The organism is Kitasatospora sp. NPDC001119 (assembly GCF_053598475.1).
Genome location: NZ_JBSFKI010000049.1, coordinates 23083 through 46444 on the forward strand (window position 1 = coordinate 23083; position 23362 = coordinate 46444).

A 23362-nucleotide genomic window follows, 5' to 3' on the forward strand; every position below is an offset into this window, starting at 1 on the left:
CAGGATACGGAATGGAACGGCGGGCCGACCCGTGGGCCGGATACCCTGGCCACGTGCGGGCCCGAGCAAGCGGGTCCGCAAAGCCGACAGCCGTCGCACCAGGGAGAAGCCCATGGCCACAGCAGCCACCCCGTCCATCACTCAGCAGAACCGTGCGAACGCGCTGCGTGAAGCGCTCGCCACCCGGGTGGTGGTCGCCGACGGTGCCATGGGCACCATGCTCCAGGCGCAGGACCCGACGCTGGAGGACTTCCAGAACCTCGAAGGCTGCAACGAGGTCCTCAACACCACCCGCCCGGACATCGTCCGGTCCGTCCACGAGGCCTACTTCGGGGTCGGCGTGGACTGCGTGGAGACCAACACCTTCGGCGCCAACTTCAGCGCCCTCGGCGAGTACGAGATCGCCGAGCGGATCTTCGAGCTGTCCGAGTCCGGCGCCCGGATCGCCCGCGAGGCGGCCGACGCCCACGCCGCCGCCGACGGCCGCACCCGCTGGGTGCTCGGCTCGATCGGCCCCGGCACCAAGCTGCCGACGCTCGGCCACGCCCCGTACGAGACGCTGCGCGACGGGTTCCAGCAGAACGCGGCCGGCCTGATCGCCGGCGGCGCCGACGCGCTGCTGGTCGAGACCAGCCAGGACCTGCTGCAGACCAAGGCCGCCATCCTGGGCTCCAAGCGGGCCCTGGCCGAGGCCGGCCTGGACCTGCCGGTGCTGGTGCAGGTGACGGTGGAGACCACCGGCACCATGCTGCTCGGCTCGGAGATCGGCGCCGCGCTCACCGCGCTGGAGCCGCTGGGCGTCGACTACATCGGCCTCAACTGCGCCACCGGCCCGGCCGAGATGAGCGAGCACCTGCGCTACCTGGCCAAGAACGCCCGGATCGGCCTGTCCTGCATGCCGAACGCGGGCCTGCCGGTGCTCGGCAAGGACGGCGCCCACTACCCGCTCTCCCCGGCCGAACTGGCCGACGCCCACGACGTGTTCACCCGCGAGTACGGCCTCTCGCTGGTCGGCGGCTGCTGCGGCACCACCCCCGAGCACCTGCGCCAGGTGGTCGAGCGGGTCCAGGGCCGCCCGATCGCCCCGCGCGACCCCCGCCCCGAGCCCTCGGCGGCCTCGCTGTACCAGGCCGTGCCGTTCCGCCAGGACACCTCGTACCTGGCGATCGGCGAGCGCACCAACGCCAACGGCTCGAAGAAGTTCCGCGAGTCGATGCTGGTCGGCGACTGGCAGGCCTGCGTGGAGATCGCCCGCGACCAGATCCGGGACGGCTCCCACCTGCTGGACCTCTGCGTGGACTACGTCGGCCGCGACGGCGTCGCCGACATGAAGGAGATCGCCGGCCGGCTGGCCACCGCCTCCACCCTGCCGATCGTGCTGGACTCCACCGAGCCGCAGGTGCTGCGGGCCGGCCTGGAGGCGCTCGGCGGCCGCGCGGTGCTCAACTCGGTCAACTACGAGGACGGCAACGCCCCGGACTCGCGCTTCGGCCGGATCGCCTCGCTGGCCCGCGAGCACGGCGCCGGCCTGATCGCGCTGACCATCGACGAGGAGGGCCAGGCCCGCACCGCGGACAAGAAGGTCGAGATCGCCGAGCGGCTGATCGCCGAGCTCACCGCCGACTACGGCGTCGACGAGGGCTCGATCCTGGTCGACTGCCTCACCTTCACCCTGGCCACCGGCCAGGAGGAGTCCCGCCGGGACGGCATCGAGACCATCGAGGCGATCCGCGAGCTCAAGCGCCGCCGCCCGGCCGTGCAGACCACGCTGGGCCTGTCCAACATCTCCTTCGGCCTCAACCCGGCCGCCCGGGTGGTGCTGAACTCGGTCTTCCTGCACGAGTGCGTGGAGGCCGGCCTGGACTCGGCGATCGTGCACGCCTCCAAGATCCTGCCGATCTCCCGGATCCCCGAGGACCAGCGCGAGGCCGCCCTCGACCTGGTCTACGACCGCCGCCGGGACGGCTACGACCCGCTGCAGCACCTGCTGGAGCTGTTCGACGGCGTCTCCTCGGCCTCGGTCAAGGCGTCCAAGGCGGAGGAGCTGGCCGCGCTGCCGCTGGACGAGCGCCTCCAGCGCCGGATCATCGACGGCGAGCGCAAGGGCCTGGAGGCCGACCTGGACGAGGCGCTGGCCGGTCGGCCCGCGCTGGAGATCATCAACGACACCCTGCTGTCCGGCATGAAGGTGGTCGGCGAGCTCTTCGGCTCCGGCCAGATGCAGCTGCCGTTCGTGCTCCAGTCCGCCGAGGTGATGAAGACCGCGGTGGCCCACCTGGAGCCGCACATGGAGAAGTCCGACAGCGAGGGCAAGGGCACCATCGTGCTGGCCACCGTCAAGGGCGACGTCCACGACATCGGCAAGAACCTGGTCGACATCATCCTGTCCAACAACGGCTACAACGTGGTCAACCTGGGCATCAAGCAGCCGGTCTCGGCGATCCTGGACGCCGCGCAGGAGCACAACGCGGACGTCATCGGGATGTCCGGCCTGCTGGTGAAGTCCACCGTGATCATGAAGGAGAACCTGGAGGAGCTGAACCAGCGCAAGCTGGCCGCGAGCTTCCCGGTGATCCTCGGCGGCGCCGCGCTCACCCGGGCCTACGTCGAGCAGGACCTGCACGAGATCTACGAGGGCGAGGTCCGCTATGCCCGGGACGCCTTCGAGGGCCTGCGGCTGATGGACGCGCTGATCGCGGTCAAGCGCGGCGTGCCCGGCGCGGCCCTGCCGGAGCTCAAGCAGCGCCGGCACGCCCGGGTCGAGGTGGAGGAGCCGGAGCCCGAGGTCAACCTCGGCCAGATCCGCTCCGACGTCGCCGTCGACAACGCCGTGCCCGTCCCGCCGTTCTGGGGCGACCGGATCGTCAAGGGCATCCCGTTCGCGGACTACGCCTCCTGGCTGGACGAGGACGCGCTGTTCAAGGGCCAGTGGGGCCTGAAGGCCTCCCGGGCCGGCGACGGGCCGTCCTACGAGGAGCTGGTGGAGACCGAGGGCCGGCCGCGGCTGCGGGCCTGGCTGGACCGCCTGCAGACCGAGGGCTGGCTGGAGGCCGCCGTGGTCTACGGCTACTACCCGGCCAACTCCAAGGGCGACGACCTGATCGTCTTCCACGAGGACGGCACCGAGCGGACCCGCTTCACCTTCCCGCGCCAGCGGCGCGGGCGCCGGCTCTGCCTGGCCGACTTCTTCCGCCCGGAGGAGTCCGGGGTGCGGGACGTGGTGGGCCTCCAGGTGGTCACCATGGGCAACCGGATCTCCGAGGCGGCCAACGAGCTGTTCGCCGAGAACTCCTACCGGGACTACCTGGAGCTGCACGGCCTCTCGGTGCAGCTGGCCGAGGCGCTGGCCGAGTTCTGGCACGCGCGGGTCCGCTACGAGCTGGGCTTCTCCGGCGAGGACCCGCAGGACGTCAAGGACATGTTCGCGCTCAAGTACCGCGGCGCCCGCTTCTCGCTCGGCTACGGGGCCTGCCCCGAGCTGGAGGACCGGGCCAAGATCGCCGAGCTGCTGAAGCCGGAGCGGATCGGCGTGGTGCTCTCCGAGGAGTTCCAGCTCCACCCGGAGCAGTCCACCGACGCGATCGTGATCCACCACCCGGAGGCGAAGTACTTCAACGCCCGGTAACCCCCGGTTCCCGCCGCATTCGCTCTTTCCGGACGAAGCGGGCGTATCCTTGATGATCCTGAACGGGCCGGTCCGCTCACCTGCGGGCCGGCCCGTGCCTTCCCCGGGGCCGCCCGGGCCTGCCGGAAGGACCCCCGCCATGACCACCAGCCCCACTGCCACGCGCATCCTCGACCACGGGGACGACCGCGGGCTCCAGGCGGTGCTGCTGGACATGGACGGGACGCTGGTGGACACCGAGGACTTCTGGTGGCAGGCCGAGGCCTCGCTCTTCGCCGAGCTGGGCCACGAGCTGGACGAGGCGGACCGCGCCCACGTGGTCGGCGGCCCGATGGCCAGGGTGATGGAGTACCTGGTCGCCCGGACCGGGGCGGACATCGCGCCGGCGGACCTCGGCGTGCTGGTCAACCAGCGCTTCGTCGACCTGCTGGCGGGCGGCGTGCCGCTCATGCCGGGCGCCGAGCGGCTGCTCAACACCCTTGCCGCGCACGGCATCCCGGCCGCCCTGGTGTCCGCCTCGCACCGGCACGTGATCGACATCGTGCTGCGCTCGCTGGGCGCCCACCACTTCGCCTTCAGCATCGGCGGGGACGAGGTGCCGCGCACCAAGCCGTTCCCGGACCCGTACCTGGAGGCGGCCCGGCGGCTGGGCGCGGAGCCGGCCCGCTGCGTGGTGGTCGAGGACACCCCGACCGGGGTGCGGGCGGGCGAGGCGGCCGGCTGCCCGGTGATCGCGGTGCCCTCGGTGGCGCCGGTCGAGCCGGCTCCGGGGCGGCTGGTGGTGTCCTCGCTGGAGCAGGTCGACCTCGACCTGCTGCGCTCCCTGGTCGCCTCGCGGGTGTGATTGTCGTCTCATTGCGAGACGGCTCTACTCGCCGGTACGAGGCCCGGCGAGCCCCCGGACCGGCGCTGCCGGGGGAGAAAACGGTCATTGGCTGACAACTCGTCGGGCGCGCGGTGATGCCCTCAACGACCGTGTCCCAAACGTCATCTGCACGGGTACCGGTCGTGCGTGTTCGATATGGCACGCTACTCCAGTTCGTGCCACCCAGAAGGACGCGCCTCGTGAAGACTTCAGCTGAACGCCTGGCAGTACTCGGTTGCGCCGGCCTGGTCGCCGTGTCGGTGGCGGGCTGCGGATCGGTGACCGACGTGGTCAAGGGGGACAGCGGCAAGTCCATCACCATGGGCACCAGCCAGCTGACCGGTGTCCTGGACCCGGCCGCCGCCTACGACTCCGGCTCCTGGCTGCTGCTGCGCAACACCTTCCAGTCGCTGCTCACCTTCCAGGCCGCCGCCAGCGCGCCCTCCCCGGACGCCGCGCAGTCCTGCGAGTTCACCAGCGCCGAGGCCACCGAGTACCACTGCACCCTGAAGCCCGGTCTGAAGTTCTCCAACGGGCACCCGATGACGGCCCAGGACGTGGTCTTCTCGATCGAGCGCACCAAGAAGATCAACGACCAGAACGGCCCGGTCGAACTGCTGGACTCGATCAAGTCCGTCGAGGCCAAGGGCGACCACGAGGTGCTCTTCCACCTCTCCGCGCCCGACGCCACCCTGCCGGCCAAGCTGGCGAGCCCGGCCGGCGCCATCGTGGACCACCAGGTCTACCCCGCCGACAAGGTCGTCCCCAACGACAAGCTGATCGGCTCCGGCCCGTACCGCATCGACTCGGTCGAGAACCTGAACGGCGGCAAGCAGCTGGGCAAGGTCGTGCTGTCGGCCAACGACAAGTACGGCGGCGAGGCCAAGCTCCGGAACAGCAAGTTCACCGTGCGGTACTTCGACAAGGCCGAGGACCTGAAGACCGCGCTGGACAAGAGCGAGATCGACCTCACCGACAACAGCCTGGAGCCGAACACCGCCGCCCAGGTCCGCTCCGACCAGCAGGGCGGCAAGGCCGACCTCCAGGTGACCGAGGGCGACAGCAACGACACCCGTTCGCTGGTCCTCAACACCAAGGACCCGCTGATGAGCAACGTCGCGGTCCGCCAGGCCGTCGCCCAGATGATGGACCGCAAGGCGCTGGCCCGCGACGTCTTCGCCCGCACCGTCCAGGCGCTCTACTCCATGGTCCCGGCCGGCCTGCCCGGCCACACCACGGCCTTCTTCGACCGCTACGGCGACCAGGACGTGAACAAGGCCAAGAAGATCCTGGCCGACGCCAAGGTCCAGACCCCGGTCAAGTTCACGCTGACCTGGTCCCGTTCGCGGGCCGGCAGCAACGAGGCCGAGACGCTGAAGAAGCAGTTGGAGACCGGCGGCCTGTTCCAGGTGACGCTCGCCCAGGAGCCGGACTGGGACTCGTACCGCAAGGGCTGGGCCGAGAGCAAGTACCAGGCGTACATCATCGGTTGGTTCGCCGACTACCCGGACCCGGACAACTACCTCGCCCCGCTGCTGATCAACGGCGGTGCGTACCACCACGGTTGGGACGACCCGCGGATCAGCGGCCGGCTGGTGCCGGAGGGCCTCAAGCAGACCGACCGCAGCGCCGCGGCCGGCACCTACGCGCAGATACAGCAGATCGAGGCCGAGAACGTGCCGCTGATCCCGCTGTACCAGAACAAGTCCTTCTTCGCGGCCCGCTCGTACGTCACCGGCGTCGAGTCCACCGTCGACACCACCGGCTACTTCCGCTTCTGGGAGATCAGCCGGACCAACAAGTAGCGCCCGCAGGACGGCGGCCCGCCCGCTTCCCCGTCGGTACGGGGGAGCAGACGGGCCGCTGTGACGTTTCTGCCGCCCTGGGGCCGCTAGCGGCCCGCTACAGGGCGCCCGGGCGCACCAGCCCGCTCTCGTAGGCGTACACCGCCGCCTGCACCCGGTCGCGCAGCTGGAGCTTGGTCAGCACATGGCCCACGTGGGTCTTCACGGTGGTCTCGCTGACGAACAGCTCGGCCGCGATCTCCGCGTTCGACAGCCCGCGCGCCACCAGCTTCAGCACCTCCAGCTCACGCTCGGTCAGCGCGCCCAGCGCCTGCGGCGGCGCCTCGTCGCCCGAGGGCAGCTTGGTGGCGTACATGTCCAGCAGCCGGCGGGTGATGCTCGGCGCCAGCATCGCCGCGCCGTCCGCGACCACCCGGATCGCCTGCACCAGCTCCTCGGCCGGGACGTCCTTCAGCAGGAAGCCGCTGGCGCCCGCGCGCAGCGCCTCCACCACGTACTCGTCCAGGTCGAAGGTGGTCAGCACCAGCACCTTGGCCGGGCCGTCGCGCCCCGGGCCGGCGATCCGGCGGGTCGCCTCGACGCCGTCCATCCTGGGCATCCGGATGTCCATCAGCACCACGTCGGGCTGCAGCGCCCGCACCTGGTCCAGCGCCTGCTGGCCGTCGCCGGCCTCGCCGACCACCACCAGGTCGGACTCGGCCTCCAGAATCATCCGGAAACCGGTGCGCAGCAGCGGCTGGTCGTCGACCAGCAGCACTCGGATCGTCACCTAGGACTCCTTGCTCATCGGATCCCCCGTGGGATCGCTTTCATCCGACGTACGGGCCAGCGGCAGCGGGTACGGCGGCGGGGTGCCGCCGAACTCCGGGCAGCTGGCCTGGTGGTCGCACCAGTCGCAGAGGCGGTTGTGGGTCGCCGGGAAGTCCCCGGTGGCCACCGCGTGGCCGATCCGCTCCCACAGTGCCCGGAGCTTGCGCTCCACCGCGAGCAGGTCCGCCTCGTCCGGGTCGTAGCTGACCACGTCCCCGCCCCCGCCGAGGTAGACCAGCTGGAGGCGCTTGGGGAGCACGCCCTTCCAGCGCCACACCACCAGGGCGTAGAACTTCATCTGGAACATCGCCTTGCCCTCGAAGTCCCGCGAGGGCGCCCGGCCGGTCTTGTAGTCCACCAGCCGGACCTCGCCGGTCGGGGCGACGTCCACCCGGTCGATGTAGCCGCGCAGCAGCAGCCCCGAGTCCAGGGCCGTCTCCACGTAGAGCTCCCGCTCCACCGGGTGCAGCCGGGTCGGGTCCTCCAGCCGGAACCACTGGCCGACCAGCTTCTCGGCGTCCGCCAGCCAGCGGGTGAGCGCCGCACCGTCCGGGTCGTCCGGGAACAGCGAGCCCAGCTCCGGGCGCTCGCCCAGCAGCCGCTCCCACTGCGGGCGCAGCAGGCCCAGCGCCCGGTCCGGGGTCCGCTCGGCCGCCGGGCTGTCGAACAGCCGCTCCAGCACCGCGTGCACCAGCGTGCCCCGGGTCGCCGCCGAGCTCGGCGGCTCGGGCAGCCGGTCGATCACCCGCAGCCGGTACAGCAGGGGACAGGTGAGGAAGTCCCCCGCTCGGGACGGGGAGAGCCCGGTCGGGGGTGCCGCCGGGCGCCCGGCGGCACTGCTGGTCTGGGTGTGCTGCATGGCTACGACCCTATTGCCCTTTGCTGTCATCCCGCTGCCACGGTGCTGCCACAGCCGCCGGTGAGTGGGTATGAAGGCAGAAGGAGGGCCGCGCAGCGCCGGGGGGCCGCGATCACGTAGCGTGGGCGCACCGGGCACGACGGGGGAGACGACCGAAGGGATCACGGTGAGCGACAGCAGGGGGCAGCAGCCCTCCGAACGGCCACCGCAGGCGGGCGACGGGCGCCCGGCCGCGCCGCCGCCCGAGCGCCGCGGCGGAATCCTGATGGGCCGGCCCTTCGGCGTGCCCATCTACGTCACCCCCTCCTGGTTCGTCATCGCCGCGCTGATCACCTGGGTGTTCGGCGGGCAGCTGGGCGACGTGCTGCCCGACCTCGGCGGTGCTCGCTACCTGGTCGCGTTCTTCTTCGCGGTCGCCTTCTACGCCTCCGTCCTGGTGCACGAGCTCGCCCACACCCTGGTCGCACTGCGGTACAAGCTCGGGGTGCGGCGGATCCAGCTCCAGTTCTTCGGCGGGGTCTCCGAGATCGAGAACGAGGCGGAGAGCCCCTGGCGGGAGTTCTGGCTGGCCTTCGTCGGCCCGCTGCTCTCGCTGCTGCTCGGCGGCGTGTTCTACCTCGGGGTGCGGGCGGTGGAGCTGTCCACCGTGCCCGGGGTGCTGCTCACCGGCCTGATGGTCTCCAACCTGGTGGTCGCCGCCTTCAACCTGCTGCCCGGCCTGCCGCTGGACGGCGGCCGGATGCTGCGCGCGGTCGTCTGGGCGATCACCGGCCGGCCGATGACCGGCACGGTGGCCGCCGCCTGGGTCGGCCGCGGGCTGGCCGTCGCCGTGCTGATCGGCCTGCCGCTGCTGAGCGCCGCCCGCGGGGTCGAGCGCACCACCACCGACACCCTGGTGGACGCGGTGCTGGCCGCGGTGCTCGCCGCGATCATCTGGAACGGTGCCACCGGCAGCCTGCGCAACGCCCGGCTCAAGGAGGTGCTGCCCTCCCTGCGGCTGCGCGAGCTGGCCCGGCGGGCCGTCGAGGTCACCGCCGACACCCCGCTCGGCGAGGCGCTGCGCCGCGCCCGCGAGGCCGGGGCCGGCGCGGTGATCGTGGTGGACGGCCGGGGCGAGCCGATCGCCCTCGTCCGGGAGTCCGCCGTCCGCTCGGTGCCCGAGCACCGCCGCCCCTGGGTGGCCGTCGGCCCGCTCGCCCGCGACCTCGAACCCGGGCTGCGGCTGGACGCCGACCTCGGCGGCGAGGACCTGCTGCGGGCCGTCCAGGCCACCCCGGCGGGGGAGTACCTGGTGGTCGAGCCGGACGGCCGGGTGTACGGCGTGGCCGCGCTCAGTGACATCGAGCAGCGACTGACCGCCGCCGTCTCCGGCCGCTGATCATGGTGGTAAGGCGGAAGGCTCCGCTTCCCTTAGGATTGTCCGCATGTCCGAACCGACCGGTGCCGCCCGCCGACGCGGGCCCTTCCAGGTCGGGGACCAGGTCCAGCTGACCGACCCCAAGGGTCGCCACTACACGTTCACGCTCCAGGCCGGGAACCAGTTCCACACCCACAAGGGTGCGTTCCCGCACGACGAGCTGATCGGCGCCCCCGAAGGCACGGTCGTGCGCACCACGGGGAACGTCCCGTACCTCGCGCTGCGCCCCCTGCTCCCCGACTACGTCCTGTCCATGCCGCGCGGCGCCGCCGTGATCTACCCCAAGGACGCGGGGCAGATCCTGGCGATGGCCGACATCTTCGCCGGCGCCCGCGTCGTCGAGGCCGGCGTCGGCTCCGGCGCGCTCTCCACCTACCTGCTGCGCGCCGTCGGCGACACCGGCATGCTGGCCTCCTACGAGCGCCGGCAGGACTTCGCCGACATCGCCCAGGGCAACGTCGAGCGCTACTTCGGCGGCCCGCACCCGGCGTGGAAGCTCACCGTCGGCGACCTCCAGGACAACCTGGTCGAGACCGACGTCGACCGCGTCATCCTCGACATGCTGGCCCCCTGGGAGTGCCTGGACGTCGCCTCCAAGGCGCTCGTCCCCGGCGGCCTCATCTGCTGCTACGTGGCCACCACCACGCAGATGTCGAAGACCGTCGAGGCGCTGCGCGACCACGGTACCTTCACCGAGCCGCAGGCCTGGGAGACCATGGTCCGCACCTGGCACCTGGAGGGCCTGGCGGTCCGCCCGGACCACCGGATGATCGGCCACACCGGCTTCCTGCTCACCGCCCGCCGCCTGGCGGACGGCGTCGAGCCGCCGCTGCGCCGCCGCCGTCCGGCCAAGGGCGCGTACGGCGAGGACTACGACAACGGGACGCCCGAGCCCACCCTCCAGGAGCGCGCTGCCGCCCGCAAGGCCGCCCAGGCCACGGAGGCGGACCAGCCCGACCTGGGCTGAGCCCCGAACCCACCGACAAGGGGTGGTACGAGCACACCGCTCGTACCACCCCTTTCGCATTCCGCCGATCACGGTGTGGGACGATGCTGGCTCACGCCTTGGCTCTTGGAGCGCTGGAGGGGACGCCTGGTGGAGACCGCGGTCGGGACGACGGCGACGGTTGGACAGCAGACACCGCGGGGCCGTTCCGGGCCCGGTCACGCGCGCACCGTCCCCTGGCACTGGGCCGTCGCCCTGGCCGGCTGCGGCGCGGTGGTGGCGGCCGCGCTCGCGGCCTCCCCGGCGACCGGCACCCCGGTGCCCGCGCACGGCACCCCCCAGGCCCTCGTCGCGAGCGCCGCCCCCGACCCGGCCCGGGCCCAACTCCCGCTGGACTGCGGCCCGTTCCCGGTCAAGACGGCGCTCACCGTGCCGGCCCGGCTCGGCGACGGGCGCCCCGGCACGGTGGTCGCCGCGCACTGCGCCACCGAGACCGGCACCCCGCCGGACGCCGTCTACCTGCTCGGCTTCGGCCCGGGCGGGCGCCCCGAGGTGGTGGCCACCCTGCTCCCCGAGCGCGAGAACCTCACCGTGAGCCGGATCGCGGTGCGTTCGGACGGCGCCATCACCGGCCACGCGCAGGGGTATTCGAGCGAGGACGTGCCGCGGTTCCGGCCCGACATCTCGCTCGACCTCACCTGGACGCAGCGGAGCGGCGGCTGGGAACGCTCCCAGACCGCCGCCCCGCTCCACCAGGCCTGAGCCCGGCCCGTCCTACTCCGCGTCGGGGCCGTACACCTCGACCCGGTCGGCGACCCGGCGCACGTGGATGCAGTCGCCGGGGCACTCCTTCGCCGAGTCCACCACGTCCTGAAGGATCGTCAGCGGCACCGGGGCACTCTCCCCGGGCTGCTGGCGCAGCTCGTCGTCCGGCCCCTTCACGTAGGCCAGCCCGTCGATGTCGAGCTCGAAGACCTCGGGCGCGTACTGCACGCAGATGCCGTCACCGGTGCACAGATCCTGGTCGATCCACACCTCCAGCGCCTCGGCCGCCGCCGTCTGCTCGGTCACCGACATGGTCCCCTGCCGTTTCTGTCCCGGGTCGCCCCTATTCCTGGAGCAATCCCGCCATTCGTACAACGATCGGACCTCGACTTGTGGTCGCGATCGGATATCACTTCGCTCGACGATACATCTGGCCCGCTTTGGGTGGTGCGCGGTGGGTATCCCCCTTAGCAGAGGGGAAGCACGCTGGGGCGAAGATCGGACACGCCCGTTCCATCTTTCTTGATCTAGGGGTTTACGGACCCCTGGTCCCAGGTAGGGTCTGGAAGCGTCCAGCTCCCCGGAGGAGGTGAGGACCGTGGCAGCCCACGATGACGACTACAACCGCAGCACCGGCAGGCCCGCTCGTGGTTCCGACGAGGCCGCTCAGGTCTCGTACCTTGAGCAGGAAATCGCCGTGCTGCGCCGCAAGCTCGCCGACTCGCCGCGCAATTCGAGGATCCTCGAAGAGCGGATCGTCGAGCTCCAGACCAACCTGGCGGGCGTGACCGCCCAGAACGAACGGCTCGCCTCCACCCTGCGAGAGGCCCGCGACCAGATCGTGGCCCTCAAGGAGGAAGTGGACCGGCTGGCACAGCCCCCGGCCGGCTTCGGCACCTTCCTCGACGCGAACGAGGACGGCACCGCGGACATCTTCACCGGCGGGCGCAAGCTCCGCGTGAACGTCAGCCCGAGCGTCGCCCTCGACGAGGTGCGGCGCGGCCAGGAAGTGATGCTCAACGAGGCCCTCAACATCGTGGACGCGATGGCCTTCGAGAACATCGGCGAGATCGTCACCCTCAAGGAGCTCCTGGAGGACGGCGAGCGCGCCCTGGTGCTGGGGCACACCGACGAGGAGCGGGTGGTGCGCCTCGCCGAACCGCTGCGCGGGCTGACCATCCGGTCCGGGGACGCCCTGCTGCTGGAGCCCCGCTCCGGCTACGTCTTCGAGGTCGTCCCGAAGTCCGAGGTCGAGGAGCTGGTCCTCGAGGAGGTCCCGGACATCGACTACCGCCAGATCGGCGGCCTGAGCAACCAGATCGAGCTGATCCGCGACGCGGTCGAGCTGCCGTACCTGCACGCCGACCTCTTCAAGGAGTACGAGCTGCGCCCGCCCAAGGGCGTGCTGCTCTACGGCCCGCCCGGCTGCGGCAAGACGCTGATCGCCAAGGCGGTCGCCAACTCGCTGGCGAAGAAGGTGGCCGAGGTCACCGGACGCCCCCAGGGGAAGAGCTACTTCCTCAACATCAAGGGCCCCGAGCTGCTCAACAAGTACGTGGGCGAGACCGAGCGGCAGATCCGCCTGGTGTTCCAGCGGGCCCGGGAGAAGGCGGGCGAGGGCACGCCCGTCATCGTCTTCTTCGACGAGATGGAGTCGCTGTTCCGCACCCGCGGTTCCGGCGTCAGCTCGGACGTGGAGAACACCATCGTCCCGCAGCTGCTCGCCGAGATCGACGGCGTGGAGGGCCTGGAGAACGTCATCGTCATCGGCGCCTCGAACCGCGAGGACATGATCGACCCGGCGATCCTGCGGCCCGGCCGCCTGGACGTCAAGATCAAGATCGAGCGCCCGGACGCCGAGGCCGCGAAGGACATCTTCTCCAAGTACCTCAAGGACTCGCTGCCGTTCCACCCGGACGACCTCAAGGAGCACGAGGGCTCCGTCGAGGCCACGGTGGTCGCGATGATCCAGTCGGTGGTGGAGCGGATGTACTCCGAGACCGAGGAGAACCGCTTCCTGGAGGTCACCTACGCCAACGGTGACAAGGAGGTCCTGTACTTCAAGGACTTCAACTCCGGCGCGATGATCCAGAACATCGTCGACCGCGCGAAGAAGATGGCCATCAAGGACTTCCTCGACCACGGTCAGCGGGGCCTGCGCGTCTCCCACCTGCTCGCCGCCTGCGTCGACGAGTTCAAGGAGAACGAGGACCTCCCGAACACCACCAACCCGGACGACTGGGCCCGCATCTCCGGCAAGAAGGGCGAGCGGATCGTCTTCATCCGCACGCTGGTCACCGGCAAGCAGGGCGCCGAGTCCGGCCGCTCGATCGACACTGTCGCCAACACGGGGCAGTACCTGTAAGCACGCGGTTGTCCGGGCCGGCAGCGGTCCCCGGAGCTGTACGCACACCGTCCGGCTGTGGCGCCTCGCGGCCCCGCAGCCGGACGGCGCGTCTCCGGGCCCGCCGTTCGGCGCCGGGTTCTAGGCTCGACCCACCGTGCGCGGGCAGAGGCCCGGCACCGGTGTTGTTCGGCGGTACGTCAGAGTGCTCCGCCCGTCGGGGGCGGTGCACCGGGCAAGGAGGGCCGCATGACCGTACGGCGCGTGATGGGCATCGAGACGGAGTACGGGATCTCCGTGCCCGGGCACCCCAACGCCAACGCCATGCTCACCTCGTCCCAGATCGTCAACGCGTACGCGGCGGCGATGCACCGGGCACGGCGGGCCCGCTGGGACTTCGAGGAGGAGAATCCGCTGCGCGACGCACGGGGGTTCGACCTGGCCCGCGAGGTCGCGGACGCCAGCCAGCTGACCGACGAGGACATCGGCCTCGCCAACGTCATCCTCACCAACGGGGCCCGGTTCTACGTGGACCACGCGCACCCCGAGTACAGCTCGCCCGAGGTGACCAACCCGCGCGACGCCGTGCTCTGGGACAAGGCCGGCGAGCGGATCATGGCCGCCGCCGCGCAGCGCGCGCTGGAACTGCCCAACGGGCAGACCATCCACCTGTACAAGAACAACACCGACAACAAGGGCGCCTCCTACGGCACCCACGAGAACTACCTGATGAAGCGGGCGACACCGTTCGCCGACATCGTCCGCCACCTCACCCCGTTCTTCGTCTCCCGCCAGGTGGTCGCCGGCGCCGGCCGGGTCGGCATCGGCCAGGACGGCTCGGCGCACGGCTTCCAGCTCAGCCAGCGGGCGGACTACTTCGAGGTCGAGGTGGGCCTGGAGACGACGCTCAAGCGCCCGATCATCAACACCCGGGACGAACCCCACGCCGACGCCGAGAAGTACCGCCGGCTGCACGTGATCATCGGCGACGCCAACCTCTCCGAGATCTCCACCTACCTCAAGCTGGGCACCACCGCGCTGGTGCTGTCGATGATCGAGGACTCGTTCATCGCCGCCGACCTCGCCGTCGACCAGCCGGTGCGCACCCTGCACCGGGTCTCCCACGACCCGACGCTCAAGCACCTGATCACCCTGCGCAACGGGCGCAAGCTCACCGCCGTCCAGCTCCAGCTCGAGTACTTCGAGCTGGCCCGCAAGTACGTCGAGGACCGCTTCGGCACCGACGCGGACGAGCAGACGGTGGACGTGCTGACCCGCTGGGAGGACGTCCTCGGCCGGCTGGAGCGCGACCCGATGTCGCTGTCCCGGCAGCTGGACTGGGTCGCCAAGCGGGAGATCCTGGAGGGCTACCGCAGCCGGGACGCCCTGGAGTGGGACAACCCGCGGCTGCACCTGGTCGACCTCCAGTACAGCGACGTACGGCCGGAGAAGGGCCTCTACAACCGCCTGGTGGCCCGCGGGCGCTTCGAGCGGCTGCTCACCGAGGGCGAGGTCGAGCGGGCCGTCTCCAAGCCGCCGGACGACACCCGGGCGTACTTCCGCGGGCGCTGCCTGGAGCAGTACGCGGAGCACGTCGCGGCGGCCTCCTGGGACTCGGTGATCTTCGACCTGCCCGGCCGGGACTCGCTGCAGCGCGTGCCCACCCTGGAACCGCTGCGCGGGACCCGCAACCACGTCAAGGAGCTGCTGGACCGCTGCCGCACGGCCGAGGACCTGCTCCGGGTGCTGTCCGGCGGGTAACTTTTCGATCACCATGGGTGAACGTCCGCCGAATGGGAATCATCCGGGGTGGCAGCGGGTGTTGGACAGGAAGCGCCACCGGCAAACCGGGAGCGGCAGTCGCACCTTGTGTATAGGGTCGGTGCAGCAAGCAACGACCCAACCGTGCCAGACGAATCGAGCGGGGTGAGGGAAATGGCGAGCAAGGACACCGGCGGCGGCCAGCAGCGGGCGAACCGCTCCTCCGAGGAGGTCGAGGAGCAGGCCGCGGAAAGCCAGAATTCCGAGGACCTCAAGGAGCGCCAGGAAAAGCTGAGCGACGACGTCGACGCGGTTCTGGACGAAATCGACGAGGTCCTCGAGTCGAATGCCGAGGATTTCGTTCGCGGATTCGTCCAGAAGGGCGGGCAATAGCCCGGTCCGGGCATTCCGAATTCACGGTCGCGACCGATCGGGGCGGCCGGGCGGCGAACACCGCCCGGCCGTCCGGCACCGGCCCCTCCACCCGTGGACAGTGATCGTCGGGCGGGTAGGGTGCGGGCAGCGCGCGCTTCAAGCTACCTGGAAGGAATCGTGTGGAAGCCAACACTCGTGGCACCGGGCGTCTACCGGCTGCCTTCCTGACCCCGGGGTCGTCCTCGTTCCTCGACTTCCTCGCCGAGCACAAGCCGGAGATGGTCCCCGGGCTCCGGGGGCTCCCCGAGGGCGTCGTGGTCGAGGCCCCGCACGGGACCACGCTGGTGGCCGCGATCTTCGACGGCGGCGTCGTGATCGCGGGTGACCGCCGGGCGACGATGGGCAACGTGATCGCCCAGCGGGACATGGAGAAGGTCTTCCCGGCCGACGAGTACAGCGCGGTCGGCATCGCCGGCACCGCCGGCCTCGCGGTCGAGATGGTCCGGCTGTTCCAGCTGGAGCTGGAGCACTACGAGAAGATCGAGGGCGCCACGCTCTCCCTGGAGGGCAAGGCCAACCGGCTCACCACCATGATCCGGGGCAACCTGGGCATGGCGATGCAGGGCCTCGCGGTGGTGCCGCTGTTCGCCGGCTACGACCTGGACCTCGGCCGCGGCCGGATCTTCAACTACGACGTCACCGGCGGGCGGTCCGAGGAGCGCGGCTTCGCCGCCACCGGCTCGGGCTCGGTCTTCGCCCGCGGCTCGCTGAAGAAGCTCTACCGCGACGGCCTGACGGCCGACCAGGCCGCCACCCTGGTCGTCCAGGCCCTGTACGACGCGGCGGACGACGACTCCGCCACCGGCGGCCCGGACCTCGCCCGGAAGATCTTCCCGATCGTCTCGCTGATCACCGAGGACGGCTTCCGCCGGCTCACCGACGCGGAGGTGACGGAGATCGTCGTCGCCATCACCGACGAGCGCCTGGACCGGCCCAACGGCCCGCAGGCCCCGCTGATCTAGGGGGTGTCTTGTGGATCTTGTCGGATCAGGCCGCGGCGTCAGGGTGCGTGCATCGCAAGGCGGAGGAGGGAGCCACTGCGGAGCATTGGCGACCGACGACAACGCCGCGAGGTGCGTGCCCTGGCGTCGCGGACCCGGCTAAGTTCCACAAGACACCCCCACGCCATCACCTCACAGAAAGGGGACGACCGCCGGTGTCGACACCGTTCTACGTCTCGCCCCAGCAGGCCATGGCGGACCGCGCGGAGTACGCCCGCAAGGGCATCGCGCGCGGCCGCAGCGTGGTCGTGCTCACCTACGCCGACGGCATCGTCTTCGTCGCGGAGAACACCTCCAGGGCGCTCCACAAGGTCTCCGAGATCTACGACAAGATCGCCTTCGCGGCGGTCGGCCGCTACAACGAGTTCGAGAACCTGCGCATCGGCGGCGTCCGCTACGCCGACCTGCGCGGCTACTCCTACGACCGGGCCGACGTCACGGCCCGCGGCCTGGCCAACGTGTACGCCCAGACCCTGGGCACCATCTTCTCCTCGGTCGGCGAGAAGCCGTACGAGGTCGAGCTGATCGTGGCCGAGGTCGGCCGCACCCCCGACAACGACCAGATCTACCGGCTCACGCCGGACGGTTCGGTCGTGGACGAGAAGAACTACGTGGTGGTCGGCGGCAACGCCGACTCGATCGGCAACTACCTGGGCCAGCGCCACCGCGCCGGCATCGGCCTCACCGAGGCGGTGAAGCTCGCCGTGGACTCGCTCGCCCGCGACCCCAACGGCGGCAGCCCGCGCGGCCTCACGCCGGAGCAGCTGGAGGTGGCGGTCCTCGACCGCCAGCGGTTCCAGCAGCGCAAGTTCAAGCGGATCCTGGGCAACCAGCTGGGCCGGCTGCTCGACGGGGACCAGTCCGCGGAAGCGGACGACGAGGACAACCCGGCGGACGGCACGCCGGTGTAGCAGTGCCTGTGGAGTCCCGGACGGCGGCCCCGCCGCCGTCGTTCGGGACTCCGGTGCCCCTGCGGCGGCCCAGTCGTCGTGGAGGCGGTTTCGGACAGCTCCGACAGAGAATGGAGTGCTCATGGACCGCCGGATTTTCGGGCTGGAGAACGAGTACGGCGTGACCTGCACGTTCCGCGGGCAGCGACGGCTGTCCCCGGACGAGGTGGCGCGGTACCTGTTCCGCCGGGTCGTCTCCTGGGGCCGCAGCAGCAACGTCTTCCTGCGCAACGGCGCCCGCCTCTACCTCGACGTCGGCTCCCACCCCGAGTACGCCACCCCCGAGTGCGACGACGTCGTCGAGCTGGTGACGCACGACAAGGCCGGTGAGCGCATCCTCGAGGGGCTCCTGGTGGACGCCGAGCGCCGGCTGCACGAGGAGGGCATCGCCGGGGACGTCTACCTCTTCAAGAACAACACCGACTCGGCCGGGAACTCCTACGGCTGCCACGAGAACTACTGCGTCGCCCGGCACGGGGAGTTCTCCCGGCTGGCCGACGTGCTGATCCCGTTCCTGGTCACCCGGCAGCTGATCTGCGGCGCGGGCAAGGTGCTCCAGACCCCGCGCGGCGCGGTGTTCTGCGTCAGCCAGCGGGCCGAGCACATCTGGGAGGGTGTCAGCTCCGCCACCACCCGCTCGCGCCCGATCATCAACACCCGGGACGAGCCGCACGCGGACGCCGAGCGCTACCGCCGGCTGCACGTGATCGTCGGCGACTCCAACATGTCGGAGACCACGACGCTGCTCAAGGTCGGCTCCACCGACCTGGTGCTGCGGATGATCGAGGCCGGCGTGGTGATGCGCGACCTCACCCTGGAGAACCCGATCCGGGCGATCCGCGAGGTCAGCCACGACCTCACCGGCACCCACCAGGTGCGGCTCGCCAACGGCCGGGAGGCCAGCGCGCTGGACATCCAGGAGGAGTACTACACCAAGGCCCTGGAGTTCGCGGACCGCAAGGGCATCAACACCGGCACCGTCGCCCGGGTCCTCGACCTGTGGGGCCGCACCCTGGAGGCCGTCCGCAGCGAGCGGCTGGACGGGGTCGCCCAGGAGATCGACTGGATCATGAAGTACAAGCTCATCGAGCGCTACCGCGAGAAGCACCAGATGAGCATGTCCAACCCGCGGGTGGCGCAGATCGACCTCGCGTACCACGACATCCACCGCCGTCGCGGCCTGTTCTACCTGCTCCAGGGCAAGGGCCAGGCGCAGCGGGTGACCACCGACCTCAAGACCTTCGAGGCCAAGTCGATCCCGCCGCAGACCACCCGGGCCCGGCTGCGCGGGGACTTCATCCGGCGGGCCCAGGAGCAGCGCCGGGACTTCACGGTCGACTGGGTGCACCTGAAGCTGAACGACCAGGCGCAGCGCACGGTGCTGTGCAAGGACCCGTTCCGTTCGGTGGACGAGCGGGTGGAGAAGCTGATCGCGGGGATGTAGCCCCCGGCTGTGTGATCAAGGCGGCGACCGGCCCCGGTGGTGTCTACCGGGGCCGGACGCGTGCCGGGCATACGCTGTCCGTCGAGTCAGGAGAGCCGACTTCGACCGACAGTTAGGACCACCGTGCGCCGCACCGCCGGTTTGCTTCTCACCCTGCCGTTGCTGCTCGCGGTCGCCTGCAGCAGCTCGCCCAAGGCGGCGGGCCCGGTGACGCCGTCCGCGGCGAGCGCCGCCCCGACGGTGCCCGCGCCGGTCGGCGAGGCGTCACCGATGCCCACTCTTTCGGGTGGCGGGTTCGGCAGCAAGGCCACCATCACCATCCCCGAGGGCCAGCAGCCCGGCGGCCAGTTCGTGGTGAACACGGTCAGCGAGGGCGACCGGGCGACCGTCAACAAGGGCGACTGGGTGACGGTCAACTACACCGCCAGGGACTGGACCACCGCCAAGGACCTGCCCAGTTCGTACGACGCCAACGGCAAGCCGCAGCTCTACCAGGCCGGCAGCGGGCAGCTGGTGCCGGCGCTGGACCAGAGCGTGATCGGCAAGAAGGTGGGCAGCCGGCTGCTGGTGGTCGCGCCGCCGGCGGCGGCCTTCGGCGAGCAGGGCTCCACCCAGCTGGGCGTCAACAAGGGCGACACCGTGGTGTTCGTGCTGGACATCATGGAGAGCCTGCCGCCGGACTCCACGCTGACCGGGGCGATGGCCGAGCCGGCCGCGACGATGCCGCAGGTCAAGGACAACGGCAAGGCGCCGGCCACGATCACGATCCCGACCGGGCAGGCCGCGCCCACCGACCTCCAGCAGGCGGTGCTGATCAAGGGCGAGGGCAAGCAGGTCAAGAGCGGGCAGACCCTGGTGGTGCAGTACACCGGGGTGCTCTGGGCCAACGGCCAGCAGTTCGACGCCTCCTGGACGCATGGCGGCGCGCAGGCGGTGCAGATCGGCACCGGCAGCGTGATCGAGGGCTGGGACAAGGGCCTGGTCGGGCAGAACGTGGGCAGCCGGGTCCTGCTGGTGGTGCCGCCGGCGCTCGGCTACCAGGACAAGGCGCAGGGCTCGGTTCCGGCGAACTCGACCCTGGTCTTCGTGATCGACATTCTCGAAGCGGTCTAGGAAGTCACCGGGGGGATTCCGTACGCTTGGGCGGACGCTCGTACAACGAAGCGTCCGCCCTCATCCTGAGCTGTCATACTGCCCACGCACTGTGGCAGGCGCCGCCCGGCGCCGAGGTCCGGGGCGGGCGGTGCGACGGCAGGCCGGCGTGCCCACGCCGGGCGCAGACCTGGAAGACCTCGTGGCGAGATGGATGGGGAGTCATGACTGAGAAGACGCCGAGCCCGGGCGGGGCCGGCACCGCGGCGAACGACAGCTCCGCGGGTGACCCGGCCGCCTCTCGTCCCGGCGGTCCGGTTGGCGGGGACCGCGAGTCGATCGTCGTCCCCCCGGCGATCCTGGCGCAGCAGGCGGGCTGGGCGCAGCCCGGCGAGGCGCCGCGCGCCGCGGGCGGGACCAAGACGGACGACGCCCCGCAGATCTTCGCCTCCAACGTGCGCAAGTCCGACACGTCGGAGGCCGGGTACGACGAGAACCCGCCCGGCGTCGGCAAGCTGGGCGTGATCCTCGGCACGGTGATCGCCCTGCTGCTGGTCGGCAGCGGCGTCACGCTGTACATGGTGAACAAGGACGGCTCCAAGGACAGCGCCGCGGCCAAGCCGGACGCGGCCAAGAGCGCGCCGCCCACGCCGACCGCCGACCCGGTGCCGCCGATCAAGGACAGCGCCAAGGTGCTGCCGACGGTCGCCGGCGACTTCGGCAAGAAGGCCGACATCCAGATCCCGGGCGAGGCCTCCGACGGCTCCTTCGTGGTGAAGGTGCTCACCGAGGGCACCGGCGCCAAGGTGGAGAAGAACTCCTGGGCCTCGGTGGACTACACCGCCAAGGACTGGAACACCGGCAAGGACATCCCGAGCTCGTACGACGCCAACGGGAAGCCGCAGATCTTCCAGGCCGGGACCGACTCGCTGATCCCGGCGCTGGACCAGGCCGTGATCGGCAAGAAGGCCGGCAGCCGGCTGCTGGTGGTGGCCCCGCCGGCCGCCGCGTTCGGCGCCCAGGGCAAGGCCGACATGTCGATCGGTCCCAAGGACGACCTGGTCTTCGTGATCGACATCCGCAACGCCAACGCGCCCGACGCCGTGGTGAGCGGTACCGTCACCCCGCCGCCCGCGGACTTCCCGCAGGTCAAGGACAACGGCAAGAAGCCGGCCGAGATCACCCCGGTCGCCGGGGCGAAGGACCCGACCGAGCTGAAGTCGCACGTCCTGATCAAGGGCACCGGGCCGAAGGTGGAGAAGGGCGAGAAGGTCGTCGTCCAGTACACCGGCGCGCTGTTCTCCAGCGGCAAGGTGTTCGACTCCTCGCTCAGCAAGGGCCAGGCGTTCACCTTCCCGGTCGGCGGCGGCCAGGTCATCCAGGGCTGGGACCAGGGCCTGGAGGGCCAGACCGTCGGCAGCCGGGTCGAGCTGGTGATCCCCGCCTCGCTGGGCTACGGCGACAAGGGCCAGGGCGACATCCCGCCCGGTGCGACGCTGGTCTTCGTGGTGGACATCCTGGACGCCGGTCAGGGCTGATCCACTTTCGGGTGACAATGGTGCACGTGTGACCTTCGGGTCCGGCCGCGTGGCCGGTCCCCAACGGGCGGCGGGCGCCCGTACCGTGGTCCGGGACGAACGGACCGGGTGCGGGCGTCCGCCGCTTGGTCGTGACAGCAGAGCGAATGTGAGAAGAGGGACTGTGAGCGTCAACCTCAACGAGAAGCCCGAGATCGACTTCCCGATCGGCGACGCCCCGACGGAGCTGCAGATCCGCGACATCGTCGTGGGCGACGGCGCGGAGGCCAAGCGTGGCCAGAACGTCAGCGTCCGGTACGTCGGTGTGACCTTCGAGACCGGCGAGGAGTTCGACGCGAGCTGGAACCGGAGCCCCAACGAGTTCCGCTTCCCGCTGGGCGGCGGCCGGGTCATCAAGGGCTGGGACCAGGGCGTCGTCGGCATGAAGGTCGGTGGCCGTCGCGAGCTGACCATCCCGTCGCACCTGGCGTACGGCGCCCAGTCGCCGACCTCGGCGATCCCGCCGCACTCGACCCTGATCTTCGTGGTCGACCTGCTGGCCGTCTGAGCCCGCTCGTGCCGTGGGCCGGACCCCTCCGGGGGCCCGGCCCACGGGCGTGTCCGGGGGCGTTCGGGGAGGCCGCTTTTGCCGTGCGTACCGCTACCGGTACGGTCGGTCCCGCCGGGTGGTGATCGCCCGGTTGGCGCACCCCGCGCGCGGCGCGGCACACCGGAAGGGTCAGCGATGGCGATCGCGAAGGCAGAGCGGCTGATGAATCTCGCCCTGTGCCTGATGAACACCAGACGTCCGCTCTCCAAGAAGGAGCTGCGGGAATCCATCGAGGCGTACCGCGAGGCCTGGCAGAACAGCAGCGAGGACGCCTTCAACCGGATGTTCGAGCGGGACAAGGACGACCTGCGCGAGCTCGGCCTGGTGATCGACGTGGACGAGAGCACCCTGGACGGCGAGCTCGGCTACCTGGCCCGCGCCGACCGCAACCGGCTGCCCGAGATCGCCCTGGACGCCGAGGAGGCGGCCGCGCTGACCCTGGCGGCCCGGGTCTGGCAGCAGGCCAAGATGTCCGGTGCGGCCAGCGGCGCCCTGCAGAAGCTGCGCGCGGCCGGGGTGCCGTTCGCCGAGGCCGAGGGCCGGACCGCCCTGGAGCCGCGCATCCCCGCCCGGGAGGCCGCGTTCGAGCCGCTGCTCACCGCCGCCCGGGACCGCCGTCCGGTCACCTTCGAGTACCGCAAGGCCGGCGCCGCCGCCGTCGAGCAGCGCAGCGTCGAGCCGTGGGCGCTGGAGTGCTGGCGCGGGCACTGGTACCTGGCCGGGTACGACCGCGACCGGGGCGACGCCCGGGTGTTCCGGCTCAGCCGGATCACCGGCCGGGTGAAGGCGAAGTCCGGGGCCTTCCTCGGCGCCGTGCCCGAGCACGTGGACGTCCGGGCCACCGTGGCGAAGTTCGCGGGCGAGGGGGCGACCGCCACCGCGACCGTCCGGGTCCGCCGGGGCGCCGGCTTCCCGCTGCGGACCAAGGCGCTGGGCAGCACCCGGGTGGACGAGCTGTGGGACGAGCTGGAGATCCCGTACGGCAACGGGCTCGGCGCGGACCTGGCCGAGTTCGGGCCGGACGTGCTGGTGCTCGGGCCGGAGGAGCTGCGGGCGGATGTGGTCGACCGGCTGCGGGCGGTCGCGGGTTTCGAAGGAGTGGGCGCGTGAGCAACG

General features: G+C 71.0%; 19 protein-coding genes and 1 pseudogene. 17 read left to right on the top strand and 3 right to left on the bottom strand.

Annotated elements, in window-relative coordinates; all coding sequences use genetic code 11:
- The first annotated feature begins 112 nt into the window (after positions 1-112).
- From metH to ACWDD9_RS38280, 3 genes are all read left to right on the top strand, one after another.
- The gene (gene metH, locus ACWDD9_RS38270; protein ID WP_449814161.1) at positions 113-3625 is read left to right on the top strand and encodes a methionine synthase; all 3513 of its coding nucleotides are present in this window, start codon (positions 113-115) and stop codon (positions 3623-3625) included.
- A 139-nt stretch (positions 3626-3764) separates the two neighbouring features.
- A complete protein-coding gene (locus ACWDD9_RS38275; RefSeq protein WP_049650982.1) occupies positions 3765-4469 on the top strand; it encodes an HAD family hydrolase in 705 nt (234 codons plus the stop codon).
- A gap of 221 nt (positions 4470-4690) precedes the next feature.
- Positions 4691-6295, top strand: a complete 1605-nt coding sequence (locus tag ACWDD9_RS38280; RefSeq protein ID WP_449814162.1) for an ABC transporter substrate-binding protein — start codon at positions 4691-4693, stop codon at positions 6293-6295.
- 97 nt (positions 6296-6392) lie between these two features.
- On the opposite strand, the gene ACWDD9_RS38285 is transcribed toward ACWDD9_RS38280, so the two are convergent.
- Both ACWDD9_RS38285 and ACWDD9_RS38290 read right to left on the bottom strand, forming a co-directional pair.
- Complete coding sequence (locus ACWDD9_RS38285) at positions 6393-7064, bottom strand: response regulator (RefSeq protein ID WP_049650980.1); 672 nt, start codon at positions 7062-7064, stop codon at positions 6393-6395.
- Positions 7065-7964, bottom strand: coding sequence for a RecB family exonuclease (locus tag ACWDD9_RS38290; RefSeq protein ID WP_449814163.1), 900 nt, complete (start codon positions 7962-7964; stop codon positions 7065-7067).
- 166 nt (positions 7965-8130) lie between these two features.
- Here ACWDD9_RS38290 and ACWDD9_RS38295 point away from each other — a divergent pair, with 166 nt between their 5' ends.
- The 3 genes from ACWDD9_RS38295 (at position 8131) to ACWDD9_RS38305 (ending at position 11089) form a co-directional block, all read left to right on the top strand.
- Complete coding sequence (locus tag ACWDD9_RS38295) at positions 8131-9342, top strand: site-2 protease family protein (protein WP_074002318.1); 1212 nt, start codon at positions 8131-8133, stop codon at positions 9340-9342.
- A 46-nt stretch (positions 9343-9388) separates the two neighbouring features.
- Positions 9389-10348, top strand: a complete 960-nt coding sequence (locus ACWDD9_RS38300) for a tRNA (adenine-N1)-methyltransferase (RefSeq protein WP_049650977.1) — start codon at positions 9389-9391, stop codon at positions 10346-10348.
- A 129-nt stretch (positions 10349-10477) separates the two neighbouring features.
- Positions 10478-11089, top strand: coding sequence for a hypothetical protein (locus tag ACWDD9_RS38305; protein WP_449814164.1), 612 nt, complete (start codon positions 10478-10480; stop codon positions 11087-11089).
- A 12-nt stretch (positions 11090-11101) separates the two neighbouring features.
- On the opposite strand, the gene ACWDD9_RS38310 is transcribed toward ACWDD9_RS38305, so the two are convergent.
- Complete coding sequence (locus tag ACWDD9_RS38310) at positions 11102-11404, bottom strand: ferredoxin (protein ID WP_049651996.1); 303 nt, start codon at positions 11402-11404, stop codon at positions 11102-11104.
- Positions 11405-11690: 286 nt separating this feature from the next.
- On the opposite strand from ACWDD9_RS38310, the gene arc reads away from it, so the two are divergent.
- The 11 genes and pseudogenes from arc to ACWDD9_RS38365 all read left to right on the top strand — a co-directional run bounded on the left by arc (position 11691) and on the right by ACWDD9_RS38365 (position 23356).
- The gene (arc, locus tag ACWDD9_RS38315) at positions 11691-13457 is read left to right on the top strand and encodes a proteasome ATPase (RefSeq protein ID WP_049651997.1); all 1767 of its coding nucleotides are present in this window, start codon (positions 11691-11693) and stop codon (positions 13455-13457) included.
- Between the two features lie 228 nt (positions 13458-13685).
- Positions 13686-15197, top strand: coding sequence for a depupylase/deamidase Dop (gene dop / locus ACWDD9_RS38320; protein WP_049651998.1), 1512 nt, complete (start codon positions 13686-13688; stop codon positions 15195-15197).
- A gap of 174 nt (positions 15198-15371) precedes the next feature.
- Positions 15372-15590 (top strand): ubiquitin-like protein Pup, encoded by a 219-nt coding sequence (locus ACWDD9_RS38325; protein ID WP_049652012.1) that lies wholly within the window; start codon positions 15372-15374, stop codon positions 15588-15590.
- Between the two features lie 132 nt (positions 15591-15722).
- Positions 15723-15800, top strand: a pseudogene (locus ACWDD9_RS38330) (endonuclease VII domain-containing protein); the annotation flags it as partial.
- Positions 15797-16594 (top strand): proteasome subunit beta, encoded by a 798-nt coding sequence (gene prcB / locus ACWDD9_RS38335; RefSeq protein WP_369808298.1) that lies wholly within the window; start codon positions 15797-15799, stop codon positions 16592-16594. The pseudogene ACWDD9_RS38330 and the gene prcB, both read left to right, overlap by 4 nt.
- Positions 16595-16788: 194 nt before the next feature.
- Positions 16789-17544, top strand: a complete 756-nt coding sequence (prcA, locus tag ACWDD9_RS38340) for a proteasome subunit alpha (RefSeq protein WP_049652000.1) — start codon at positions 16789-16791, stop codon at positions 17542-17544.
- A 121-nt stretch (positions 17545-17665) separates the two neighbouring features.
- Positions 17666-19027 carry a Pup--protein ligase gene (pafA, locus tag ACWDD9_RS38345; protein WP_049652001.1) on the top strand — a complete coding sequence of 454 codons (1362 nt, stop codon included), beginning with the start codon at positions 17666-17668 and terminating at the stop codon, positions 19025-19027.
- A 123-nt stretch (positions 19028-19150) separates the two neighbouring features.
- Entirely contained in the window at positions 19151-20140 is a 990-nt protein-coding gene (locus ACWDD9_RS38350) for an FKBP-type peptidyl-prolyl cis-trans isomerase (protein ID WP_074002320.1), read from the top strand.
- A gap of 203 nt (positions 20141-20343) precedes the next feature.
- A complete protein-coding gene (locus ACWDD9_RS38355) occupies positions 20344-21657 on the top strand; it encodes an FKBP-type peptidyl-prolyl cis-trans isomerase (protein WP_049652002.1) in 1314 nt (437 codons plus the stop codon).
- 163 nt (positions 21658-21820) lie between these two features.
- On the top strand, positions 21821-22204 hold the full coding sequence (locus ACWDD9_RS38360; RefSeq protein ID WP_380660957.1) for an FKBP-type peptidyl-prolyl cis-trans isomerase: 384 nt from the start codon (positions 21821-21823) through the stop codon (positions 22202-22204).
- 177 nt (positions 22205-22381) lie between these two features.
- Positions 22382-23356 carry a helix-turn-helix transcriptional regulator gene (locus tag ACWDD9_RS38365; protein WP_049652004.1) on the top strand — a complete coding sequence of 325 codons (975 nt, stop codon included), beginning with the start codon at positions 22382-22384 and terminating at the stop codon, positions 23354-23356.
- Positions 23357-23362: the final 6 nt, after the last annotated feature.

What these genes read in the sequence shown, in the direction of transcription:
- metH (WP_449814161.1), top strand. Translation starts at nt 113, where the DNA reads ATGGCCACAGCAGCCACCCCGTCCATCACTCAGCAGAACCGTGCGAAC.
- ACWDD9_RS38275 (WP_049650982.1), top strand. Translation starts at nt 3,765, where the DNA reads ATGACCACCAGCCCCACTGCCACGCGCATCCTCGACCACGGGGACGAC.
- ACWDD9_RS38290 (WP_449814163.1), bottom strand. Translation starts at nt 7,964, where the DNA reads ATGCAGCACACCCAGACCAGCAGTGCCGCCGGGCGCCCGGCGGCACCC.
- ACWDD9_RS38300 (WP_049650977.1), top strand. Translation starts at nt 9,389, where the DNA reads ATGTCCGAACCGACCGGTGCCGCCCGCCGACGCGGGCCCTTCCAGGTC.
- ACWDD9_RS38310 (WP_049651996.1), bottom strand. Translation starts at nt 11,404, where the DNA reads ATGTCGGTGACCGAGCAGACGGCGGCGGCCGAGGCGCTGGAGGTGTGG.
- dop (WP_049651998.1), top strand. Translation starts at nt 13,686, where the DNA reads ATGACCGTACGGCGCGTGATGGGCATCGAGACGGAGTACGGGATCTCC.
- ACWDD9_RS38325 (WP_049652012.1), top strand. Translation starts at nt 15,372, where the DNA reads ATGGCGAGCAAGGACACCGGCGGCGGCCAGCAGCGGGCGAACCGCTCC.
- pafA (WP_049652001.1), top strand. Translation starts at nt 17,666, where the DNA reads ATGGACCGCCGGATTTTCGGGCTGGAGAACGAGTACGGCGTGACCTGC.
- ACWDD9_RS38355 (WP_049652002.1), top strand. Translation starts at nt 20,344, where the DNA reads ATGACTGAGAAGACGCCGAGCCCGGGCGGGGCCGGCACCGCGGCGAAC.
- ACWDD9_RS38365 (WP_049652004.1), top strand. Translation starts at nt 22,382, where the DNA reads ATGGCGATCGCGAAGGCAGAGCGGCTGATGAATCTCGCCCTGTGCCTG.